Here is a 23,671-nt window from a genome sequence, read left to right on the forward strand (position 1 = left end):
AATAACGATAAGAAAGAATTCATTTAAATATGAATTCTTTCTTATCGTTATTTATGCAATACTCTAATGAGATTATTTTTCACTTTTTCTCTTGCTTTTTTATCACTTGCGTAGTAAAGTGATAGTAAGATTCACGATAGGAAGTGATCAAACATGCGTGATAATACGATAGGGTCATTAATATGGTTACGCTTAATACGATTTACGAACCAAAGTAATCAGATGTCAAATGAGTTTTTAAAACGGTTTGATTTAACGACAGCTCAATTTGATGTGCTTTTGCAAATACGTACGTATCAGCCACTCACACAAATGGAGTTAGCTGAAAAGGTAACTGTTACACAAGGCGGTATTTCTCGAATGTTAACTCGTCTTGAAAAAGAAGGATATATTGTACGAAAACAAGATTGGAAAACGAAAACAATTAGTCTTACAGAGCAAGGGGAAGCAGCTTTAGAGAGAGCATTGCCAGAGCAACTTGCATTTCAATCATCGTTTTTTGATGATGTATTAAATGAAGAAGAGCAGAAAATATTATACGAGCTAATGACGAAAGTTCATAAGCATAGCGAAAAAAAAGAATTGCCGCAAGAGTAATTTTTTTTACACTATCAATTGACTAATCAAGTGAAAAATAATTGAAGAATATGAATACGACTGAATTAAAGGAGAGAGCAACTATGGAAAAATACCGTATGGATACAAGTAAAGGAATAGAGTTTGGATTATATTCAATTGGGGATCATGTTTTAAATCCGCATAATGGAGAGAAAATTAGTGCAGAACAAAGAATTCATGAATTAATTGAAACAGCTAAGTTAGCGGATGAAGCTGGACTTGATGTATTTGCTGTCGGTGAAAGTCATCAAACTCATTTTACAACGCAAGCTCATACAGTTATTTTAGGAGCTATTGCACAAGCTACGAAAAATATAAAAATTGCAAGTTCAGCAACGATAGTAAGCACATCTGATCCGGTACGAGTATATGAGGATTTTGCTACAATTGACTTGATTTCTAATGGACGTGCAGAAATCGTGGCTGGTCGTGGATCTCGTATTGGGGGATATAGTTTACTTGGTTATGACGTGAATGATTATGAAGAGTTATTTGAAGAGAAGATGGATCTTTTATTAAAAATTAATAACGAGGAACATGTAACATGGAACGGACAGTTCAGAGCGCCGCTTGCACATGCATCGGTGATTCCGAGAGCGAAGAATAATAACTTACCAATTTGGCGTGCAGTTGGTGGCCCGCCAGCTAGTGCGATTAAAGCAGGACGTGCGGGTGTACCTATGATGATAACAACACTAGGTGGTCCAGCTATTAACTTTAAAGGGTCAGTAGATGCTTACCGTGAGGCTGCGGCGCAAAGTGGATTTAATCCAGCAAGTTTGCCAGTTGCAACGACGAGTTTATTTTATACAGCAAAAAATTCACAAGATGCATTTAGTGAATACTATCCTCATATTAATGCTGGTATGCTTACACTGCGTGGTGGTGGGTATCCGAAGCAACAATTTACAAATGCAGTAGATTACCGTGACGCATTAATGGTTGGTAGCCCGCAACAAATTATTGAAAAAATGCTTTACCAATATGAATTGTTTGGACAACAACGTTTTATGGCACAAATTGATTTTGGTGGTGTACCACTTAATAAAATTGAGAAAAATATTGAATTAATTGCTACTGAAATTTTACCGGCTGTTAGAAAACATACAGCGAAATAATTTAAAAAATACCGAGAGTCTAATCGATTCTCGGTATTTTTTATGTATGAATTCAGTTTGAAAAAATGATAAAAAAATGAATTTTCAGTCTAGAAAGAGGGAGGGGATTTTCTATTTTCGAATAACAATATTTTGTGTTTGAATTTTAAAAATACATTTTCTTCTTGACAAAAAACTAACTGATTTCTCCTTTAGTTTAGAGGACATTTTTCTGCGTGAAAGTCAAGTGTATGAAGAGGGAAATGATTATTTTATTGATATGGAAGTAAGTCTTATATTAAAAAAATACATTTTATTAATGAGAAAAATATAATTCAAAAAAATGACAAAAGACATATTTCAGACAAAATGATGTCAATAATACGTCAAAAATCAGTTGAATTTACTATGCAGGTATATTATACAATTCGATTAACGGATAAAACACTACTGAAATAGTGAAAAGGTAAATTTTATGAGAAAGTTCTTTTGTAATGATCTTGAAAACTGAAAATTTATATTTTCTAAAAGTACATAAACAAATTTATCTTTCTATATTTCTAAGATTTGAGTTGTTTTATTCATACAACTCAATCGAAAATACGATATAAAAAATTATGAAGGAAGTGATTGTAGTATGGAAACGCTCGAATTGGCACGAATACAATTCGCATCAACAACGATTTTCCATTACTTTTTTGTTCCGCTGTCTATTGGTTTAGCTTTTATCATTGCATTAATGCAAACGTTATATGTGGTAAAGGGACAAGAAATTTATAAGAAGATGACGAAGTTTTGGACACAAATATTCCTTGTAAACTTTGCGGTAGGTGTAGTAACTGGTATTCTACAAGAATTCCAGTTTGGTATGAACTGGTCAACCTATTCACGTTTCGTAGGTGATGTGTTTGGTCCATCACTTGCGATTGAAGGTTTATTAGCATTTTTCATTGAGTCTACATTCCTAGGTTTATGGGTATTCGGTGAGGATAAATTGCCGAAGCGTGTTCACCTTTTATGTATTTGGCTCCTTTCAATTGGAACAATGTTATCAGCATTTTGGATTTTAACTGCAAGTGCATTTATGCAATCGCCAGTAGGGTATGAAATGGCAGCAGATGGACGTGCACAAATGAATGATTTCTTAGCGATTATTCAAAACCCACAATTATGGGTACAATTCCCGCATACAATTACAGCGGCAATTGCAACTGGTGCATTCTTTATTGCAGGTGTGAGTGCATGGAAAATAACAAAAGCTCAAGAAACTGAAGTGTTTAAAAAATCGTTCCGCATTTCTATCATTGTTGGAACACTTACAACTGCGCTAGTATTATTCTTCGGTCATGCGCAAGCACAACAATTAATTAAGACACATCCAATGAAAATGGCAGCAGCTGAAGCGTTATGGAATACGAGTGAGGATCCAGCGCCATTTACAGTATTTGCGAAAATTGATGCAGAGAAGCAAGAAAATTCGTTTGAAATTCAAATCCCTTATATGCTAAGTCTATTATCATTTGATAAATTTAGTGGTCAAGTAGAAGGAATGAATCAAATTCAAAAACAATATGAAGAAAAATATGGGCCTGGAGATTATATACCGCCAGTACACACTATGTTCTGGAGTTTTAGAGCGATGGTAATGAGTGGAACATTTATGCTTCTTCTAGGAGCATACGGATGGTTCTTATCAAGAAAAGATCGTTTAGCTGAAAAAACTTGGTATTTAAAATTAATGGTGTATGCAATTGCACTACCGTTTATCGGTAATACAGTAGGATGGATTATGACTGAAATGGGACGTCAGCCTTGGGTAGTTTTCGGTGTTATGAAAACGGAAGATGCTGTATCTCCAAATGTTACGTTCGGAGAAGTATTATTCTCTTTAGTTTCGTTCACATCACTATATTTAATTATAGGTGGAATTACTATTTACTTATTCGTTCGTGTCATTAAAGGACATGAGAATAAGAAAACGAAACAGGATTCTCAAAGCCATGATCCATTTGATAAGGAGGATGAGTATGTTATCTCTTAATGAGTTGTGGTTTATCATTATTGCAATTTTATTCGTAGGCTTCTTTGTACTTGAAGGTTTCGATTTCGGTGTAGGTATAGTTTCAAGGTTTTTAGGGGAAAACGATTTAGAGAAAAGAATATATTTAAATACAATTGGTCCATTTTGGCACGCGAATGAAGTATGGCTTGTTTGTGCTGGTGGAGCTATGTTCGCAGCATTCCCGCACTGGTATGCAACTTTATTTAGCGGGTTTTACATTCCGTTTGTATTTATGCTTCTTGCTTTAATTATAAGAGGGGTTTCCTTTAAATTCCGTGCGAAAATAGATAATCATAAATGGAAAGGTTTTTGGGATTGGGGTATGTTTTTAGGAAGTTTACTACCACCTATCCTTTGGGGGGTTGCAATTGCTAACTTTATGGTAGGTATTCCAATTGATGAAACGAAAAATGCTGTAGGTGGATTCTTACCATTACTACATCCATTTGCATTACTTGGAGGAGTTATGTTCCTTCTGCTATGTATTGTTCACGGATTGCAATTCCTTACTATACGTACAACTGGTAAGTTAAGAGAACGTGCACGTATTGCTGCGTTGAAAATTGCACCGCTTGCAATTATAGCACTCCTTATTTTTGCCGGATTGGGATTATGGAAAACAGATATTTTCACTGCCCATGGTACAGAGTGGATTATGGTTCCGATTGGAGCTTTTGTAGCATTATGTGCGTCAACATTATTAAATAAAAGAAGAAGAGATGGTTGGGCTTTCGTTATGACGAGTTTAACAATCATTTTACTAAGTGCGAGTGTGTTCGCCGGCATGTTCCCACGTGTCTTAATTAGCTCGTTAGGGTCAATATACGATTTAACAATTTATAATGCAGCATCAGGAGATTATGCACTAAAACTGATGACGTATTTTTCAATTGCTATATTGCCATTTGTTTTGGGAAGTCAAATATGGAGTTTCTATGTGTTTAGACAACCTGTTAAGTCAGATAAAGATTTGGAGTACTAATGAAAAGAAAAAGAGGACTTCCGTCGTATCCTGGTAGCCGAGTTTTATATGTAGTGTTAACAATCATTAGCATTTTAGAAGCTGTAAGTATTATTGCGCAAACAGTGTTTTTAGCGCGGGCTATTACGTTTTTATTTCAAGGAGAAACTGTGCAATCTTTGTTAAATGAAACGGTTTATTTTGGGATCACGTTTGCAGTACGTCATATGCTAGTGCGAATATCGCAAATATTAGTGGAACGTTTCGCTGAAAAAACAGGATCACTACTGAGAAAACAATTAATAGAGGCGTATTTCACATTAGGTCCACGTTATGTTCAAACTGCTGGAACTGGTCATCTGGTTACCTTATCGATAGAAGGTATTGAGAAGTTTAAAACATATATAGAATTAACAATTCCTAAAATGATTAGAAGTAGTATCATACCGGGGCTAATTGTACTATATGTTTTTACGCTAGATATTGAGTCTGGAATCATTTTAGTTGTAACGATTCCTATCGTGATTATATTTATGATCCTACTAGGATTAGCAGCGCAAAAGATGGCGGATAGTCAGTATGAGTCGTATCGTGTACTTTCTAATCATTTTGTAGATACGTTAAAAGGATTAGAAACATTAAAGTATTTAGGTAAAAGTAAACAGCACGAAGGAAAGATTGAAAAAGTAAGTAAAAGATATAGAAAAGCAACGATGCGTACTTTGCGAGTTGCTTTTCTTTCTTCTTTTGCATTAGATTTCTTTACGAGTTTATCAATCGCATTTGTGGCGGTCGGATTAGGGATACGTTTAATAGATGGGACAATTGTACTATTGCCAGCCCTTACGATTTTAATTTTAGCTCCGGAATATTTTCTGCCGATTAAACAAGTTGGAGCGAATTATCATGCTACGTTAGATGGACAACTTGCAATGGAGCAAATAGAAGAGATTTTACAGCAACAAAAAGAAATAGGAACGAAAGAATCAAATGTAGGTCTAATATGGAATTCCTCTAGTAACTTGAAATTACAAGATGTAAAAGTAAAGAATGATGAATCGGAAAAATCTATATTAGAGGGAATTGATTTTACTTGGAAAGGTACCGGTGCTATAGGTGTAATTGGTGAAAGTGGGGCAGGGAAATCGACGTTAATTGACGTATTAGCAGGATTTTTAACTCCTTCGGGTGGAAAGCTGATAGTAAATGGTGTGGAAATTGACGGGGCTACTCGAGAAGATTGGCAAAAGAATATTGCATATATTCCACAGCAACCTTATATTTTCCCGCTTTCATTAAAAGATAACATTTGTTTCTATGAAACAAATACAACTGATGCAGAAGTGGAAAGAGTTATTAATGAAGTTGGTCTTCGTTCACTCGTTACATCGCTTCCGAACGGGATGTATGAAAGAATTGGAGAAGGTGGACGTATGCTTAGTGGCGGGCAAGAACAACGTGTCGCTATGGCGCGTGCTCTTTTAAGTAAAAAGCCAATTATTCTATTAGACGAGCCTACAGCACATCTTGATATTGAAACTGAATTTGAAATAAAGCAAGCGATGTTACGTCTGTTTGAAGGTAAGTTAGTATTTCTTGCAACACATCGTCTTCACTGGATGAAACAGATGGATCATATTCTTATTTTAAATAAAGGGGAAATGATAGAAAGAGGAACGTATGAAGAACTTTTAAAGAATGAGGCATTACATTTTCACAGGAAAGAGAGGGGATAGAGATGAGTAACTGGATTAAACCTTATATACAGCAAAATAAAGGTAGAATGACTTTAACTATTTTCCTTGGTCTTCTTGGAGTTAGTTCAGGTGCGATGTTACTTTTCATTTCAGGTTATTTAATCTCTAAATCTGCTCTTAGACCAGAAAATGTAATGGCTGTATATGTTCCTATCGTTGCAACACGTGCGTTTAGTATAGGACAAGCGGTATTTCATTATTTAGAGCGTTTAGTTGGACACGATGTCGTACTACGCATATTAGAAAAGATGAGAACGAAACTATACAGAATAGTAGAACCGCAAGCGTTATTTTTCCGTTCACGATTTCAAACGGGCGATATGTTAGGTATATTATCCGAAGATATAGAGCATTTGCAAAACCTATATTTACGTACAATATTTCCTAGTCTATTAGCATTAGTTGTATATAGCATATTCGTACTTGTTATCGGTGCATTTGACGTAGTATTTGCACTTATTGCAGCATGTATGTTGGCTATTATCGTTTTTCTGCTTCCGTTTGTATCATTACTTTTAATGAAGCAACATCATGTTACTTTAAAACAAGGAAGAAGCCGTTTGTATCAACAATTAACAGACGCTGTTTTTGGATTATCAGATTGGCAAGCAAGTGGTAGAAAAGATGAATTCATCGATAAGTATGTAGAGCAAAATAATGAGTTGTTAAAAACGGAAAAAAGAATGAAACGCTGGAATCATATTCGGGACAGTATCATTCAATTAGTAGTGGGGATTGTAGTTATTTCAATGATCATATGGACTGGAAATGAGGCGGCAAGTGAACAGATTGCACCTACCGTTATTGCGGCTTTCGTCTTAATGACGTTATCAGTCACAAACGCGCTTATCCCTCTTTCAGATGCTATCGATCGAATTCCATCATATGTAGAATCTGCTCATCGTCTAAATAAAGTAGAAGCTAATGATGTTTTACAGGATGAAAAGGAATTACATGAGGATAAAGATTATGTTGCATCAAAACATATAGACATTGAATTAAATAATGTATCGTATCGTTACCCAGATAGTAATGAATTTGTATTGAAAGAAGTATCACTGCAAATAAAGGCAGGAAAGAAAATCGCCATTTTAGGAAGAAGTGGAACAGGAAAATCTACTTTGTTAAAATTGTTAGCAGGTGCGCTAAGCCCGTTACATGGTGAAGTTTTATTGAATAGTGAACATGCTCATACGAATCTTATATCAAAATATATCTCTGTATTGAATCAAAAGCCGCATTTATTCGATACGACAATTGGAAATAATGTGCGAATCGGTAAACCAGAGGCTACGGATGAAGAGATATGGACAGCTTTAGAGAAAGCACAATTAGCTTCGCATATAGCTTCTCTTCCAGATGGATTGCAAACAAAAATGCATGAAATGGGAAAAAGGTTTTCTGGTGGAGAAAGACAACGGGTTGCTTTTGCTAGAACGCTAATGCAAGAGGCTCCAATTATTGTACTTGATGAACCTACGATCGGCTTAGATCCAAAGACAGAACTATCTTTAATAGAAACAATGTTTTCTGCAACAGAAGAAAAGACTGTTATTTGGATTACACACCACCTTGTAGGAATTGAACATGTAGATGAAGTTATATTCCTTGATCGTGGCCAAATTGTGATGCAAGGCAGTCATGAACAACTTCTGAAAGAAAACGAGAAGTATCGTAAGCTGTATGAGTTAGATAAAGGAATATAGTTTGAATAAGTAATAATTGTAAAATAGCTACGCCTAATGGTGCAGCTATTTTTTTGTTAAGAAATATATTCTTTTTAAGGTATAGATTTATCTCGCTATTTGCAGGGCAAGATCCGGCTGATGTGAGGAAGTTAGGCGGGAGATTAACTGTACGTAAAAGTCCGATTGGTGAGGGGGATAATCAGAAGGGATGGAGAAGCCCCCCTGATTAAAGTTTCGTTTTATTTGTCTTACATTATTTTATGATAGAAATCAAATGTATAAAAAACAGCTAATCAAATACTTAAATTATTGAATATGTATATTTTGGAGTGAAAAGTAGGATATTTTGTTATGGGCTTGCATAAAAGTATAAAGGTTTCATACGGTTTAAGTAATGTGATATTATGTCGCGTATATAAATAATATGCGAAAAGGTGGAGGGAAAAGATGGGGAAACGTTTTGAAAAAAGTGAAGAGGCGATAGAGCGAATTCCGTTGGTAAGTGTATTAATTCCTACTTATAATCGTCCTGGCTACTTTGAAAAAGCATTGTGTAGTGTATTACAACAAACATATTCTAATATAGAAATTATTGTTGGAGATGATAGCACGAATGACGAAACGGAAAATGTGTTACAAAAATACTTATGTGATCATTCAAATATTATTTATATAAAAAACAGGTCAACTCTCGGACAATTTGAAAATGCGCTAATGTTATTTAATGAAGCGAACGGTGAGTATATAAATTTTTTAATGGATGATGATATATTTCATATGAATAAAATTGAAAAAATGATGAAGTATTTTTTCAATGATTTAGATAATGAAATCAAGCTTGTAACATCTCATCGTCAAGTAATTGATGATAAAGGGAAAGAACTACGACATATTTATTCAACTGTCCGTTTATTTGAAGAGGATACGATTATAGAGGGAACAGAATTAGGAAATAGGGTAATTGTGGATCAAAAAAATTATATTGGAGAACCGACAACAGTTTTATTTCGTAAAAATGATTTACAAGAACCGTATGGGATTTTTGATAAGAGGAGGTATCTATGTAATGTAGATATAGCCTCATGGTTATCTTTATTAAGTAAAGGAAAAGCAGTATATATAGCAGAGACACTTAGTTACTTCCGATTACATTCAGGTCAACAGTTGAATGAATCTAATAAACTTATGGATGGAGTAGAGGATTTTTCACATAGTATTATAGTTGGAGAAAAGTATGGTTTTTTATCTACTGAAAAAGAGTTATATAAAGCGATAACTAATTTCCTAGACTATGCAAAAAAATTAGTTCCATCATCAATATTATATACATTAGACTACTACCGACAAATTAAGCGAAAGGAAATAAATATAGAAAAGAAAAAACAGTATCGGAATAACAACTCTCATTTACCGAAAGTCAGTATACTTATTCCTGCCTATAATAAACCTCATTACTTGGAATTAGCTCTCAAAAGTGCTTTGAATCAAACATATGAAAATATTGAAATAATAATTTCTGACGATAGTACAAACGGTGAAATTCAAGCGATGATCCAACCATATTTAAGTGAATATGAATGTATTACATATGTTAAAAATAAACCTCGATTAGAAGCAGAGAACTTTAATAAGTGTATAGAACTTGCAAATGGAGATTATATAAACTTTTTATTAGATGATGACTTATTTCATCCTGAAAAGATTAAAAGAATGATGAACTGTTTTTTTAGACTAGAAAACATTTCATTTGTGACGTCATATCGGGAATTAATTGATGAGAATGGAAAAGTATTACCACCATCAACATTGAATATGAAAATTGCAAAAGAAACTACACTTTTTAAAGGGAAAGAATTAGGTAATTATATGTTAAAAAACTTAAAAAATGTAGTTGGTGAGCCTACAACAGTTCTGTTTAATCGGAAATTTTTTGAAGGGGCTTTTGGGTGTTTTAAGGGAAAGGGTTATTCAGCTATTAATGACATTGCAACATGGCTAGATATGATGAAGAAAGGAAATGTAGTTTATATAGAGGAACCTCTTAGTTATTTTAGACAACATGGTGGGAAAAATCAAAAACAAATGCAATTTACATTAAGGGCAATTGAAGAATGGACTGAATTAATAATAGATGCATATAATAGTGGGTTTTTAAATCGTGAGCAAGATTATAAAACGTGTTTAACTCATTGTTTGGAAAATGTGGTGTCAATAATTAAGGATACGGTAAAAAATGGACAATTAAATCAAATTGATAATGAAAAGATGGAGAGGGAATTAAATAAGTTAGTTAATCGTATATTTGAGGAAGAAGTATGCTATTGTCAATTTTGCAATCAACAATTTGAAAAATTTTCTCCTTGGCCAGAACATTATGATTTTCCAAAATATAAATTTGAGATGTGGAATAAAGATACGGGAATTTGTTCGGTATGTGATTCGATGGATCGTGAAAGGTTATATCGTGTATATATTGAAATGGAAACGGAGTTATTAAGTGGAAATGATACTATGCTTCATATTGCACCTGAAGCGAAGTTAAGAAGTTGGTTTGCCCAGTATAAAAACATTACATATGTATGTGGAGATATTGAACCAAAGGATCCATTAATGCAGGAAATTGATGTTACTAGAATTCCATATGAAAATGATACATTTGATGTGATTTTATGTGGTCATGTATTACAGCACGTTCAAGATGATGAAAAAGCGATGAGAGAGTTATATAGAGTATTAAAGACAAATGGATGGGGAATTATTCAAGCGCCAATCGTAATGAATGTAGATAGTATTATAGAGAATGAATTAATTTTAACGCCAAAATTGAGAAGATTAGCTTTTGGTCATGAAGAACATGTAAGGATTTATAATCGATCAGGATTTATACAACGATTAATGAATGTAGGATTTAAGGTGGAATTGTATAACATAGCTGAAAAACAAGGAATGAGAAGTGCTAGGAAATTTGGTTTATCTGAAACTGATGTACTCTATATTGTCCGGAAATGAAGAATTGAGGGGAATTGAAATAATTCGCATAATACGGATTATGGGCAGTTAAATCGAAGTTTTGAAGAAGCATTAACCTTAAAAAAAGAATTAATGCTTCTTATTTTAATTATAGAGCGATGTGCATCTTATTTTTAGGTTTTAAATTTAGCTGACAAAGGCAATACTGAGCCATAGTGAATGTAAAGTTGGAGGGCGAGCGTATATGTTTGATGAGGATGGGATTGTTTTAATTATGGAACCAGCTGATGAAAGAAACTTGAGGAGATTTATTTTTTCGGTGCCAAAGTCAGTGTATGAAAAAAAGGGGCTTACATTACACTATGGAGCAGCTATAGGACAAGGATATATGGATATAATTGAAGATATTATTAGCGTACACATAGAAGTAGATGTGGTAACGATTATAGGACATGTAAGAGTCTAGATAGTTATTTAAAAAAGGGTATAGGCAATTTGGCTAGAAGTTATGATAGAGAAAATTGTAGACAATTATAAAGACGAAGGGAGTCTAAAATGAAAATCAAATCAATTTTATTAGTATTTATAGTTTCAATTGGTTTAATGGGATGTTCACTAGTAGAGCAAGGAAAGAACTCTTTAGATTATGCTCAGAAAGCGACAGACTACGTAAATGAAATAAGTGCATTTGCAAATGATGCACCAGCATTAGCTGAAAAAGCCGTTAATGATAGCGAAGCTCGAAAAGAATTAGAAACGAAGCTTAGTGAAATTAAAAAAGATATACCCGCTTTCAATGAATTAACGCCACCTGATGTAGCAAAGGATCTTCATCAGCAAATCGTCGGATATAACGAAAAGTTAAACACATTAATTGATACGGCGATGGCAAAGATAGAAGAAGGTAAAGTGGATGTAGAGCAATTTAAAAACTCTGAGCTTATGCAGACGATAGATCAAGTTCGTGATTTGAAAGACAAGGTTCAAAATTTAGGACAATAATAAAAAGGCTCCGTTTGTGATGAACGGAGCTTTTTTCTGTTTTCTAATGGAAAGTTTATAATATTTTCTTCCTATAATATAAGCTTTTTTTAATTCTTCCATTTCTCTAAAATATGTATTGTTTTATTGGTTGCATCCATGTTCACTTGAACACCTATCGGCATAGTGATCATCGGATGGGTATGACAACAATCAAAGTCAGCTAGTAAAGGGATTCTTTGATTTTGCAGTACTTCCAATAATATTTCGTAAGGTTTGCGATTTGTACCACAATCATCAAACTGCTCATGTTTTCCAAGAATAATACCTGAAACTTTATCAAATACGCCGTTAACCTTAAGTAATGAAAAGCTTCTTTCAATAGTAGCTGCATCTTTTGAGCTATCCTCAATAAATAAAATATCGCCTTCTTGAATGCTTGGCATATAAGAGCTACCCCAAATTCCTTCTATTGTATTTAAGTTCCCACCAATAATACGTCCAGTAGCTTGTCCGTTTGTTACAGAAATCCAATTGTTTGGTCTAAGTTCTTTTTCTTTCGTCTTCTCTTCCCAATTAATAAATTCATCTGACCAAAATAAAGGTTGTTTTATGTTGTAAGGAAGCAATTGATCATGTAGTAATGTTTCTACAAAATATTTGTATGTATTATCTACAAAAGGCTCAAATTCTCCAAAGGAGGGAATGAGTGCTGGACCGTAAAATGTAGGGATTCCTGTTTTTGCATAAATCCCTAATAATAAAGCTGTTGCATCTGAATAGCCAATCATTATTTTAGGGTTATTTTGAAAAGCATCATAATCAATATAAGGTAATAAGGAATTAGAATTCATACCGCCAATTGTTGACATAATACAAGATACATTAGGATTCCTTATTAAAGCATTCAGTTCCTCGGCACGCTCTTGTATACTGCCAGAGCGATAATAATCATATCGACCTGTTAGGGAACCTTCTAATATGTGAAATCCTTTCTGTTGTAAATAAGATTTCGCTCGTTCAAATCTTTTTGGAGAAGTGTATGTTGCTGGTGAAGAGGGCGAATAAATGCCGATTGTGTCTCCGTATTTTAATGTTTTTGGAAGTAGCATCGTAAGAATCCTTTCTATTAAGTAGTTAAATTAAGATAATATAACATTGAATATTCTTATATTTCGTTATTTTAATTGTAACATAAATGTATTAGATGAATAAATATGCCTTTTGCCTTGACGATATAAAGTAATTATTGTTATGGTTAAACGTGAGTGTATAAAAGGTTTGCTAAAGGAGTTTTGAAATGAAGCGGTTAAAATGGGGAAGGCTGACGATCCTAGTAGTCATTATTTTAGGGATATGTTGGTTCTTATTCCAAGGAACTCAAAAGAGTGCAACAAATATAGAGGGACAACCTTTACAAGTGGCAGAACTACCTCAAACAGGATTAGCTGAAAAAGTAGTGCCACCAAAGTACATACCACCTGAAATTGATGCAAAAGCAGCTATGATTATCGATGCGAGTAATGGAGATATTATTTATCAACATAATGAAAATGAAGCTTTTGCGCCAGCAAGTATGTCTAAGATGATGACAGCGTACCTTCTATTAGAAAATGTACATAATGGGAAAGTTCGCTGGGAAGATCCGGTGAAAATGAGTGCGAAAGCGGCACAAACAGAGGGTGCGAGAATCCCAGTCCAAGTGAATGACACATTAACTGTTAAAGATTTGTACCATGCATTAATGATTGAATCAGCAAATAATTCGGCTGTAGCTCTAGCAGAACATATGGCTAAGACGGAGAAAGATTTCGTGCAGCTTATGAATGAAAAAGCAAAGCAGTTAAAAATGTCGGATTATGCTAAATTCGCAAATGCATCAGGACTACAAGAACCTGATGGAAGTGAGACGAAGATGACAGCTGCTGATGTAGCAAACTTGGCGTATCATCTAATAAAAGACTATCCAGAAATATTAGAAGTGACTCACTTACGTCAAAGTCAGTTAGCATTTAATAATATTAATGTTGTAAGTACAAATGATATGTTAAACAAAAATAATAAAGCTTTATATATAGAAGGAATAGACGGATTAAAAACAGGATTCACAGATAGCGCAGGGTATTGTTTTACGGGTACAGCAAAACAAGGTGATACTCGTATTATTACAGTTGTAATGGGAACGAAAGGTAAAACGAAGCGTTTTACAGAGACGAACAAGCTAATGTCTTATGCATTTGGCTTAGTTAATTAAGTGAAATACTGAGTTGGATCATCATATAAGAAAGGCAATTTGTTGTTACTTATTATCGGTAACAATAAATTGCCTTTTTATTTTTAGCATTAGGAAGTAAAAATGTGAGTGTAATTATTTGAGTTTATTATTGTTTGTTGATAGTCTAAAGTTAGAAACTTATTAATGATAAGTTTTAAGAGGCGAAACATGATGTATACATATGAAAAAGCCTCAAATGAAAATTGGAGGGAATTATGATGGCAAAAGATTTTTACACAGCAATTGAAGACAGAAGATCTATTTACGCGATTAGTAAAGAGCAAGTAGTTTCTGATGAAAAAATTCAAGAAGTGATTTATCATGCTGTAAAACATACACCTTCAGCTTTTAACTCTCAGAGCGCTCGCGTTGTCGTCTTGCTAGGAGAACAACATGATAAGTTATGGGATATTACGAAAGAAACGTTACGAAAAATTGTACCTGAAAATAACTTTGCATCTACCGAAGAAAAAATGAATGCATTTAAAAGTGGTTATGGAACGGTTTTATACTTTGAAGACAGTCAAGTAGTGGAAAAACTGCAAGAAAACTTTGCATTATACAAAGAGAATTTCCCAACGTGGTCACAGCAATCCTCAGGAATGTTACAATTTGCAATTTGGACAGCTTTAGAAATTGAAGGATTTGGTGCTACATTGCAGCATTACAATCCATTAATTGATGAAGAAGTGAGAAAAGAATGGGAAGTTCCAGAAAGCTGGAAACTTACTGCGCAAATGCCGTTTGGTAAACCGGTGGTACCTGCAGGTGAAAAAGAATACCAACCTTTAGAAAATCGTGTAAAAATTTATAAATAATGTAGGAACTATAAAAGGTGAACAGGGATACAACCTGTTCACCTTTTATAAGTAATAAGGATTTTTTTGATAGGAATTTTTCATCTGATTTTTTAATTCGTTTTTACGTGTTTCAATAGTTGATACTTTTTGTAAGGTAATAAATGAAACGAATTGGAAAAAAGCATAGTACAATTCTATATTTTTATTTATAGGATCATCTATTATGTTTTTCATAAATATACCTCCTTTTTTAATCCCAATATTTGCGGGCAATAAGACTTCCATCTTAAAATTCAATGTACCGACCTGTAAAAGTTCGATAGGTTTCAGTGTAGGGTAAATAAAATTTGTATTGGTTAACATACCACTATATATATGATAATATAAATATCCTGGAAATTCCATAGTTAGTGAAAAGTAGGTAGTGAGGTGTGTGTTTTCGCCAAATTAGAACAGGATTCTTGAAGTTAAATCTTACAAATCGTCAAATCTTTTAAAAGCGATAGATAGTATCAAAAATAGTTTTCTAAAAATATTATACTATTGATAAAAAAAGTATTTTTTGTCATGATAAGAGTATGCTTCATGGAAGGAACTTTACTAGGAAATACATTCATTGCATTGGATTAGATAAATAGAGTTTTTCAAATTGGATAGAAAATGTATATTAAGATAATGAATGAAATGTCGAATTTTCAATAAAATACATAAGAGAATTGAAAAAAGCATTGCAAAAACAATAAGTTTAATGGTAAAGTTCACATGAAGTTCACACGGAATTCACTTCATTCGTTTAAAATGAACTCTGTGTGAAAAATAAAACTCTTGTTAAAAAATGGAACTTAATGAATATTTTACTTTGATAATATTGTAATGTATTAAGTTTATAAGTTTTTTTAAGAGGATAGTAGGGAAAGGAAGTAAAGACAACTTATGAAAAAAGTAATTGCAGGTTTAGCAGCAGCTTCTGTAGTGGGTGTTGCAGTTCCAGGTATGGATTCTGCTCAGGCACAAGTTTCAAATGAGGCGCTAAAAGAAATTAATGGACAAACTCAAACTCAAACGACTGTAACTGAAACAAAAAAGGTAGAAACAACTTCTGAATTAAAATACACGGTAACAGCTGATGTATTAAATGTACGTTCAGGTGCTGGTACAGGACATAACGTTATTTCTAAAGTGAAATCAGGTCAAGTACTACAAGTAATTGGACAAGAAAACGGTTGGTTCAAAGTAACTGTAAACGGTCAAACTGGTTATGTAAGTGGTGACTTCGTAACGACTGGTGGTAAAACAGGAACTACTGTTCAACAAGGAACTGGTACTTACACAGTAAACGTTTCTTCACTTAACGTACGTACAGGCCCAAGTACATCTCATACAGTATTAGGCTCTGTAAATAAAGGTAAAACAGTACAAGTTGTAGGTGAAGTACAAGATTGGTTTAAAATTAACTTCAATGGTGGAACTGGATACGTAAGCAAAGACTTCGTAACAAAAGGTGGTTCTGCTGTATCTAACGAAACAAAACAACCAACTACAAACAACAATACTACTACAGTTCAAACTGGTGGTTCTTATGTTGTTAACACTGGTGCTTTAAAAGTACGTACAGGCCCAGCTACATACAACGCTGTAATCGGTGGCGTAACAAACGGTACAGTATTAAACGTTACTGGTGCTGAAAATGGTTGGTACAAAATTAACCATAACGGCCGTACAGGTTACGTAAGCGCAGACTTCGTTAAGTTTGTAAAAGGCGGAGTAAACAACGTTACGAATAACAATAACAATAACGTTACAAATAACGTTCAACAACCAGGTAAAGACGTACAAAAACCAACAACAGGTGGAGATACATCTTCAATCGCTGGATTCGCTAGATCTTTAAATGGTTCACCATACAGAACTGCTGGTACAACACCTGCTGGTTTTGACTGCAGTGGATTCATTCACTACGTATTAAATCAAACTGGTCATAAAGGCGCTCGTCAAACAGTTGCTGGATACTGGAGCTCTAAAACAAAAACTAGCAATCCACAACCAGGTGATTTAGTATACTTCCAAAATACTTATAAATCAGGTCCTTCTCACATGGGCGTTTACTTAGGAAACGGTCAGTTCATTAGTGCAGAAACTGATGCAACTGGTGTACGAATTAGTTCTGTAAGTAACTCTTACTGGAGCAAGCACATGTTAGGTTACACAAAAGCATACTAAGAAAAAGTAGTTTTATATACTTTTCGTATAGAGAAAAGGCTTTCCAGGGAAACTTGGGAAGCCTTTTTATAGTTGAATAAATTGGGAGTGTAGTAGTTTTTACTGTAACTTCCCATTTAAAAATCGAGCGTATAGGTCATGAAAGTAGTTCGGACGAAATAAGTTTGCTGCATGTCCTGCAAGCGGTATTTCTTTATATAAAACGTTAGGAAGAATGGATTTTAAATCAAAAAGACAAGATTTATAGAGATGATCATGTTCACCCATTACCCATAGAATAGGATGGGGAAGTGATTTTAATTTAGATTTCAAATCAAATTCTAACCGGTGTCGTAATGATTGGGCAATAATTGATGAATGTAATTGCAATCCGAAACGGTAATAAATATTTCTTGAAATGACTGCGAACGGATTTGCCTTTAATATGCCACTTGGAAAAATAGTATTTGCGTATTGAGAGAGCCATTTAGAGTAATCGTCTCCTCGCTTCTCCCAAAACTTTTGAAATACGTTATATAAAAGGGAAGGGTTATTATAATGTCCACCAATATGACAAATGCTCAAAACTTTTTCTGGGTGCATTTGTGCAAAAATTGTAGAGATATAACAGCCGTAGCTTAAAGCGCAAATATGGGCCTTTTTAATGCCTTCTTTTTCGTATAAATTCAATAATTGATCTACGAGACGCTGTAATGAAAATTCGATAGCTTCTCCTTTATCGTCGCCGTGACCTAATAAGTCATAGGTAATAATGTTGTAAGAGGTGGAAAATCGTTTATGCTCTTTTTTGAAGGCACGACGATTGCCAACTAATCCATGAATAAAAATGATTGTTTCTTTTTCGGAATGTATACTTGTTTGCAAAAAGGATACTCCTTTCAATAACGGGAGATTTATATAGTATCGTAAATTGGTTATTTATAATTCACATAGAATAATATTTAGTACTAGGTAATAATATCAGATGTTTATATCTGTTGTAAAGATGCGTTTTTATGTATATTTTGTAAAAATAGAAAAAGTGTGTTTACATTCAGTTTACATTCGTATTGTATTCTATTTTTAGAAAGAACAGTTTGGTTTAACACGAGGAGATGAACAGGAATGGAAGTTAGAAATGAGATGAAGAAAAAAGGGAGCTGGAGGCAGTTTTTACGCCTTATTCAAGATACAAATCCTCCGAAAGGGATTCTTGCTTTTGCATTATTAATGAGTTTGCTTTCTACGGGAGCGAGTTTATTTATTCCGATGTTAACGAAGGGGTTAGTAGATAATTTTTCACTTTCTTCAATTAGTACAGGGCAAATTGTTGGGCTAGTTGCATTCTTTATTATGCAAACTATAGCTGCAGGATTGTCTATATATTTATTAAATTATATTGGACAGAAGATTGTAGCTGGACTGAGAGAACGTTTGTGGAAAAAGGTGCTTATTTTACCGGTAACTTATTATGATCAAAATAGAACAGGCGATACAATTAGTCGTATGACAAATGATACAGGAGTTGTGAAAACGTTAATTTCTGAGCATTTGTCAAATTTATTAACAGGCGGTATTTCAATTGTTGGATCATTAATTGTATTATTTGTTTTAGATTGGAAAATGACACTTTTACTTTTAACGGTTATTCCATTATCAGTACTCATTTTAGTTCCGCTTGGACGAAAAATGTATAAAATTTCAAAAGCACTTCAAGATGAAACAGCATCTTTTACTAGTGTATTAACACAAGTGTTATCAGAAATTCGTTTAGTGAAATCTTCGAACACAGAAAAAAAGGAATATGAAACTGGAAATAAAGGTATTGAAAAGCTATTACAATTTGGTTTGAAAGAGGGAAAAGTGCAAGCGTTAATTTCACCAGTTATGTCGTTTGTTTTAATGGCATTGCTTGTTATTATCGTAGGGTATGGTGGAATGCGAGTTTCTAGCGGTGCATTAACAACAGGAGAACTAGTAGCGTTTATTTTATATTTAGTTCAAATTATAATGCCAATGAGTCAATTATCTATGTTCTTTACACAATTTCAAAAGGCGATTGGTGCAACGGAAAGAATTAATACAATTTTAGAATATGAAGTAGAAGATCATGAAACTGGTGTGAAGGTCACAAATGCTAAGCAGCCGATCGTTCTTGAAAATGTGCATTTCGAGTATAACGAAGAAGAGCAAGTTTTAAAGAATATTGATTTCACAATTGAATCAGGAAAAGTAACAGCAATCGTAGGACCAAGTGGTAGCGGGAAAACGACGTTATTCTCACTATTAGAACGTTTTTACGAGCCAACTAGCGGTGCTATTAAATTAGGAAAAGACTCAATTACGAGTTATTCATTGCAATCATGGCGACGTCAAATTGGTTACGTTTCACAAGATAGTCCGTTAATCGATGGGACAATTCGTGATAATATTTGCTACGGTGTTGAGGGTGAAGTGACAGATGCAGAAATTGAAAAAGTAGCAGCGATGGCATATGTTGATGCATTTATTCATGATTTGCCAAACGGATACGCAACAGAAGTTGGAGAACGTGGTGTGAAGCTTTCAGGAGGGCAAAGACAACGAATTGCGATTGCTCGAGCGTTACTTCGAAATCCACAAATTCTTATGTTAGATGAAGCAACTTCAAGTCTAGATAGTAAATCAGAGTCTGTCGTTCAGAAAGCGTTAAATAACTTAATGAAAGGCAGAACAACGTTAGTTATTGCACATAGACTTTCTACTGTTGTGGATGCAGATAAAATTATCTTTATAGAAAAAGGGAATCTTACAGGAAGTGGTACACATGATGAATTATTACAGACACATGATATGTATCGTGAATTTGCAACGCAACAATTGAAAATTAAAGAGGGCGTATTATAAAATGAATCATCAGTGGGGTTTTTACTCCACTAATGATTCATTTTTAAAAGTTTTATAAAGGATGCGAATTAGAAAGGAAATGGTTTCTTTGATACCTAACATTTTAATAGTAGACGATGATCCGCATATTAGAGAACTTGTTTCTGTATTTTTAGAACGAGAAGGTTTTCAAACATATGAGGCAATTGATGGACTAGATGCACTTCAGAAAATAGACGAAGTAAAAGTTGATATGGTTATTCTTGATATTATGATGCCAAATATGGATGGATTTGATGTATGTTTTGAATTAAGGAAGTACTATGATATTCCGATTTTGATGCTAACTGCTAAAGGGGAAACGTCTCAAAAAGTAAAAGGATTTCACCTTGGCACCGATGATTATCTTGTAAAACCATTTGATCCTATAGAACTAGTAGTGAGAGTTAAGGCGTTATTGAAACGTTACCAAATTACAGTGTCGCAATCGATTCAAATTGGGAATGTACTGTTAAATCGTAAAACATTTGAAGTTACAGCCGGAGAACAAACAGTCACATTACCGCTAAAAGAATTCGAATTGCTCTTTACTTTAGGTTCTAAAGCAGGAAGAACATGTTCGAGAGAGCAGTTAATTGAAGATGTATGGGGATATGATTTTGAAGGGAATGAACGTACACTGGATGTTCATATTAATCGTCTACGTGAGAAGTTTCAAGAAGAGAAATCGAAATTTAGTATTAAAACGATAAGAGGATTAGGGTATCGCTTAGAGGTAAGTAAATGAGGAAAAGAAAACGAATGAGTAAGGTGAAGATGTTGAAAGTAACGGGAGCGGTATTAGCGCTTTTTTCTTTTCTCACTATAATTTGGTCTATCGCATTTTATGTAGCAACTAGTATATTGAATGCTTTTGAAGTAAACGTATCGTCGTTTGTTGCCTTTCTAATTAGTGATATGGTCGGTTTTATATTTATTGTTCTTATCTGGACATTGATTGGGATATTAATGAGACCAAAACGAGAGGCAATGATTTGGACTATTATTGAACCGATACAAAAAATTGCAAAAGGAGACTTCTCCGTAAAAATACGAAATGAAGAAAAGTATGATGGAGAAATTGGTGTACTCGTAAAAAGTATAAATGATATGACAGATGAACTGAATGCGATGGAGAAAATGCGCCAGGAATTTGTATCGAATGTTTCTCATGAAATACAGTCACCTTTAACTTCTATAAAAGGATTTGCTAGAGCACTACAAGATAACAATCTTTCGGAGGAAAAAAGAAAGCATTATCTTACCATTATTGAAACGGAAACGACGAGATTATCTAAACTAAGCCAAAATTTACTGAAACTAACTCTTTTAGAGTCAGAGGAGTATACACCAGAAAAAGCGACTTATCGATTAGATCAACAGTTAAAGCAAATTGTGTTAAATAGTGAACCGCTCTGGGCTGAAAAAGAAATTGAATTAGACCTTGATTTAGAAAAAGTGCATATAACTGCCGATCAAGAAAGTATGAGTCAAGTGTGGATTAATTTAATTCATAATAGTATTAAATTTACTCCAAGTCGTGGCACAATTACAATTCAGTTACAAGAACATGAGAAATTCGTAGAAATACGTATTCGTGACACTGGAATTGGTATATCTGAAGAACAGAAACAACATATTTTTGAGCGTTTTTATAAAGCGGACTCTTCACGAAATCGTACTTATGGAGGAAGTGGATTAGGTTTAGCTATCGTAAAAAAGGTACTCGACCTTCATCAAGGAAAAATAAAAGTCGAGAGTGAAGAGGGGAATGGGACAGAATTTATTGTTTGTATTCCAAATTCTGAAGAGAAATAGTGTTAGGAGGATATCTTCTAACACTATTTCTCTTTAAAAATACATTTTCCATTACTGCAACTATATTGATAAGCTTTTCCTTCGTTATTCATACGGTGTGAATAATCTGATTTTTTATCTTTCTTAAAGTCAACATATGCTTCTGCACCGTTTTTATCATTATCGATATCAATGAATTGAACATAGCGTATAGAATAATCTTTCTTTTCACTTAAACCTCTTTTTTTGCAGGTTTGTATGAATACCGTCTACTAACTCGTCAAACAATGACCAGTTTAAATTAAGACTTTCAAATGACTCAGTATGTCTTCCTAAAATGCCGTTGTCTTGTATTATTTTCTTATTCTTATCGTATGTATAAGAGTATGTAAAATAAGGTTCGTCTTTATATACGACCTCTGCATAATAGCCGATATTATAAATGAGAGTATATTTTCCGGTTATGCTTTGTATTTCTTTTTGCTTATAGCCTTTTATAGTATAGAGGTAGTCGCTAGTATCTTTTTCTATTACTTTATAATGTAATGGATTACCAAATATAAAGTACATAGCCAAAAATATGATACATAGTCCGACTGCAGTTAGTGATAAGAACCATTTTTTTCTTTTCATACACATGCACTCTCCTATGCAGGATTTATTTTTATTTTACATGAATTATGGCAAAAACATGAGACTTATCAATAAAAACTTTCCATAGTTACCTATAAGTAACCTACGCACATGAAAGTGCATCATTGCCTTTTTACATAAACACAGATACAATTTTAATATAATACATAACTGAGATGATTAAGGAGTGTTATACTTGGCAGAATTATTACAAGGTAAAAATGCTTTAATTACAGGAGCAGGTAGAGGGATTGGTCGTGCTGTAGCGATCGCATTAGCGAAAGAGGGCGTAAATGTAGGTCTTTTAGCTCGTTCAGAAGAAAACTTAAAAGCTGTAGCGAAAGAAGTAGAAGCAGAAGGCGTAAAAGCTGTTATTGCGACTGCTGATGTATCTTCATATGAAGAGGTAACGACTGCAATTGAAACGTTAAAAAATGGTTTAGGATCTATCGATATTTTAATTAATAACGCTGGTATTTCTAAATTCGGTAAGTTTTTAGAACTAGATGTTGCTGATTGGGAAAAAATCATTCAAGTAAACTTAATGGGTGTATACTATGCAACTCGTGCAGCTTTACCAAGCATGATTGAACAACAATCTGGTGATATTATTAACATTTCATCTACAGCAGGACAAAAAGGTGCACCTGTAACAAGTGCATATAGTGCTTCTAAATTTGGTGTTCTTGGCTTAACGGAATCGTTAGCGATGGAAGTTCGCAAACATAACATTCGTGTAACAGCTTTAACTCCAAGTACTGTAGCAACTGATATGGCTGTAGATTTAGGATTAACTGATGGGAATCCAGATAAAGTAATGCAAGCAGAAGATATTGCAGAGTTTATCGTAGCGCAGCTGAAATTAAATAAACGTACATTTATTAAATCAGCAGGACTTTGGTCTACTAATCCGTAAGGGATAAATGTAT

At 33.9% G+C, this 23,671-nt stretch carries 20 protein-coding genes and 1 pseudogene; 17 read left to right on the forward strand and 4 right to left on the reverse strand.

All coding sequences use genetic code 11. The annotated features are described in order from the left end of the window. Window positions 1-153 precede the first annotated feature (153 nt). From DN393_RS01070 to DN393_RS01110, 10 genes are all read left to right on the forward strand, one after another. On the forward strand, window positions 154-597 hold the full coding sequence (locus tag DN393_RS01070; RefSeq protein ID WP_001205523.1) for a MarR family winged helix-turn-helix transcriptional regulator: 444 nt from the start codon (window positions 154-156) through the stop codon (window positions 595-597). A gap of 83 nt (window positions 598-680) precedes the next feature. Next, the gene (locus DN393_RS01075) at window positions 681-1,736 is read left to right on the forward strand and encodes an LLM class flavin-dependent oxidoreductase (protein WP_064476357.1); all 1,056 of its coding nucleotides are present in this window, start codon (window positions 681-683) and stop codon (window positions 1,734-1,736) included. Window positions 1,737-2,352: 616 nt separating this feature from the next. Next, window positions 2,353-3,756 (forward strand): cytochrome ubiquinol oxidase subunit I, encoded by a 1,404-nt coding sequence (gene cydA / locus DN393_RS01080; protein ID WP_064476356.1) that lies wholly within the window; start codon window positions 2,353-2,355, stop codon window positions 3,754-3,756. Then, complete coding sequence (gene cydB, locus DN393_RS01085) at window positions 3,743-4,759, forward strand: cytochrome d ubiquinol oxidase subunit II (protein WP_064476355.1); 1,017 nt, start codon at window positions 3,743-3,745, stop codon at window positions 4,757-4,759. Before cydA ends, cydB begins: the two co-directional genes overlap by 14 nt. Continuing rightward, window positions 4,759-6,474, forward strand: coding sequence for a thiol reductant ABC exporter subunit CydD (cydD, locus tag DN393_RS01090; RefSeq protein WP_064476354.1), 1,716 nt, complete (start codon window positions 4,759-4,761; stop codon window positions 6,472-6,474). Before cydB ends, cydD begins: the two co-directional genes overlap by 1 nt. Window positions 6,475-6,476: 2 nt before the next feature. Continuing rightward, complete coding sequence (gene cydC / locus DN393_RS01095) at window positions 6,477-8,201, forward strand: thiol reductant ABC exporter subunit CydC (RefSeq protein ID WP_149173261.1); 1,725 nt, start codon at window positions 6,477-6,479, stop codon at window positions 8,199-8,201. Between the two features lie 53 nt (window positions 8,202-8,254). Beyond that, window positions 8,255-8,413, forward strand: a complete 159-nt coding sequence (locus DN393_RS31335; protein WP_179958496.1) for a hypothetical protein — start codon at window positions 8,255-8,257, stop codon at window positions 8,411-8,413. A 217-nt stretch (window positions 8,414-8,630) separates the two neighbouring features. Then, the gene (locus DN393_RS01100) at window positions 8,631-11,192 is read left to right on the forward strand and encodes a glycosyltransferase (RefSeq protein ID WP_149173262.1); all 2,562 of its coding nucleotides are present in this window, start codon (window positions 8,631-8,633) and stop codon (window positions 11,190-11,192) included. 205 nt (window positions 11,193-11,397) lie between these two features. Continuing rightward, window positions 11,398-11,619, forward strand: a complete 222-nt coding sequence (locus DN393_RS01105) for a hypothetical protein (protein ID WP_048543215.1) — start codon at window positions 11,398-11,400, stop codon at window positions 11,617-11,619. A gap of 89 nt (window positions 11,620-11,708) precedes the next feature. Beyond that, complete coding sequence (locus tag DN393_RS01110; protein ID WP_048543214.1) at window positions 11,709-12,155, forward strand: DUF6376 family protein; 447 nt, start codon at window positions 11,709-11,711, stop codon at window positions 12,153-12,155. 89 nt (window positions 12,156-12,244) lie between these two features. Here DN393_RS01110 and DN393_RS01115 read toward each other — a convergent pair whose 3' ends face one another. Next, window positions 12,245-13,246, reverse strand: a complete 1,002-nt coding sequence (locus tag DN393_RS01115) for a S66 family peptidase (RefSeq protein WP_064476351.1) — start codon at window positions 13,244-13,246, stop codon at window positions 12,245-12,247. A 188-nt stretch (window positions 13,247-13,434) separates the two neighbouring features. Here DN393_RS01115 and DN393_RS01120 point away from each other — a divergent pair, with 188 nt between their 5' ends. Both DN393_RS01120 and DN393_RS01125 read left to right on the forward strand, forming a co-directional pair. Continuing rightward, on the forward strand, window positions 13,435-14,388 hold the full coding sequence (locus DN393_RS01120; protein ID WP_064476350.1) for a D-alanyl-D-alanine carboxypeptidase family protein: 954 nt from the start codon (window positions 13,435-13,437) through the stop codon (window positions 14,386-14,388). A gap of 236 nt (window positions 14,389-14,624) precedes the next feature. Next, window positions 14,625-15,227, forward strand: a complete 603-nt coding sequence (locus DN393_RS01125; protein ID WP_176713072.1) for a nitroreductase family protein — start codon at window positions 14,625-14,627, stop codon at window positions 15,225-15,227. A gap of 45 nt (window positions 15,228-15,272) precedes the next feature. Here DN393_RS01125 and DN393_RS01130 read toward each other — a convergent pair whose 3' ends face one another. Next, window positions 15,273-15,443 (reverse strand): DNA mismatch repair protein MutT, encoded by a 171-nt coding sequence (locus DN393_RS01130; protein ID WP_141537796.1) that lies wholly within the window; start codon window positions 15,441-15,443, stop codon window positions 15,273-15,275. 699 nt (window positions 15,444-16,142) lie between these two features. Between DN393_RS01130 and entFM the strand changes: the two genes are divergently transcribed. Then, window positions 16,143-17,429 carry an enterotoxin EntFM gene (gene entFM, locus DN393_RS01135; RefSeq protein ID WP_000755538.1) on the forward strand — a complete coding sequence of 429 codons (1,287 nt, stop codon included), beginning with the start codon at window positions 16,143-16,145 and terminating at the stop codon, window positions 17,427-17,429. 99 nt (window positions 17,430-17,528) lie between these two features. Here entFM and DN393_RS01140 read toward each other — a convergent pair whose 3' ends face one another. After that, the gene (locus DN393_RS01140; RefSeq protein WP_064476347.1) at window positions 17,529-18,293 is read right to left on the reverse strand and encodes an alpha/beta fold hydrolase; all 765 of its coding nucleotides are present in this window, start codon (window positions 18,291-18,293) and stop codon (window positions 17,529-17,531) included. Between the two features lie 240 nt (window positions 18,294-18,533). On the opposite strand from DN393_RS01140, the gene DN393_RS01145 reads away from it, so the two are divergent. From DN393_RS01145 to hitS, 3 genes are all read left to right on the forward strand, one after another. Beyond that, window positions 18,534-20,294, forward strand: coding sequence for an ABC transporter ATP-binding protein (locus DN393_RS01145; protein WP_064476346.1), 1,761 nt, complete (start codon window positions 18,534-18,536; stop codon window positions 20,292-20,294). Between the two features lie 88 nt (window positions 20,295-20,382). After that, window positions 20,383-21,060 (forward strand): envelope stress response regulator transcription factor HitR, encoded by a 678-nt coding sequence (gene hitR / locus DN393_RS01150; protein WP_064476345.1) that lies wholly within the window; start codon window positions 20,383-20,385, stop codon window positions 21,058-21,060. After that, the gene (gene hitS, locus DN393_RS01155; protein WP_064476344.1) at window positions 21,057-22,130 is read left to right on the forward strand and encodes an envelope stress sensor histidine kinase HitS; all 1,074 of its coding nucleotides are present in this window, start codon (window positions 21,057-21,059) and stop codon (window positions 22,128-22,130) included. Before hitR ends, hitS begins: the two co-directional genes overlap by 4 nt. A gap of 23 nt (window positions 22,131-22,153) precedes the next feature. On the opposite strand, the pseudogene DN393_RS01160 reads toward hitS, so the two are convergent. Then, window positions 22,154-22,742: pseudogene (locus DN393_RS01160) on the reverse strand (DUF3139 domain-containing protein). 196 nt (window positions 22,743-22,938) lie between these two features. Here DN393_RS01160 and DN393_RS01165 point away from each other — a divergent pair. After that, window positions 22,939-23,658, forward strand: coding sequence for a 3-ketoacyl-ACP reductase (locus DN393_RS01165; protein WP_000818985.1), 720 nt, complete (start codon window positions 22,939-22,941; stop codon window positions 23,656-23,658). Window positions 23,659-23,671: the final 13 nt, after the last annotated feature.

It is taken from the genome of Bacillus sp. BPN334, from assembly GCF_008368885.1.
GTDB classification, from domain to species: domain Bacteria; phylum Bacillota; class Bacilli; order Bacillales; family Bacillaceae_G; genus Bacillus_A; species Bacillus_A wiedmannii.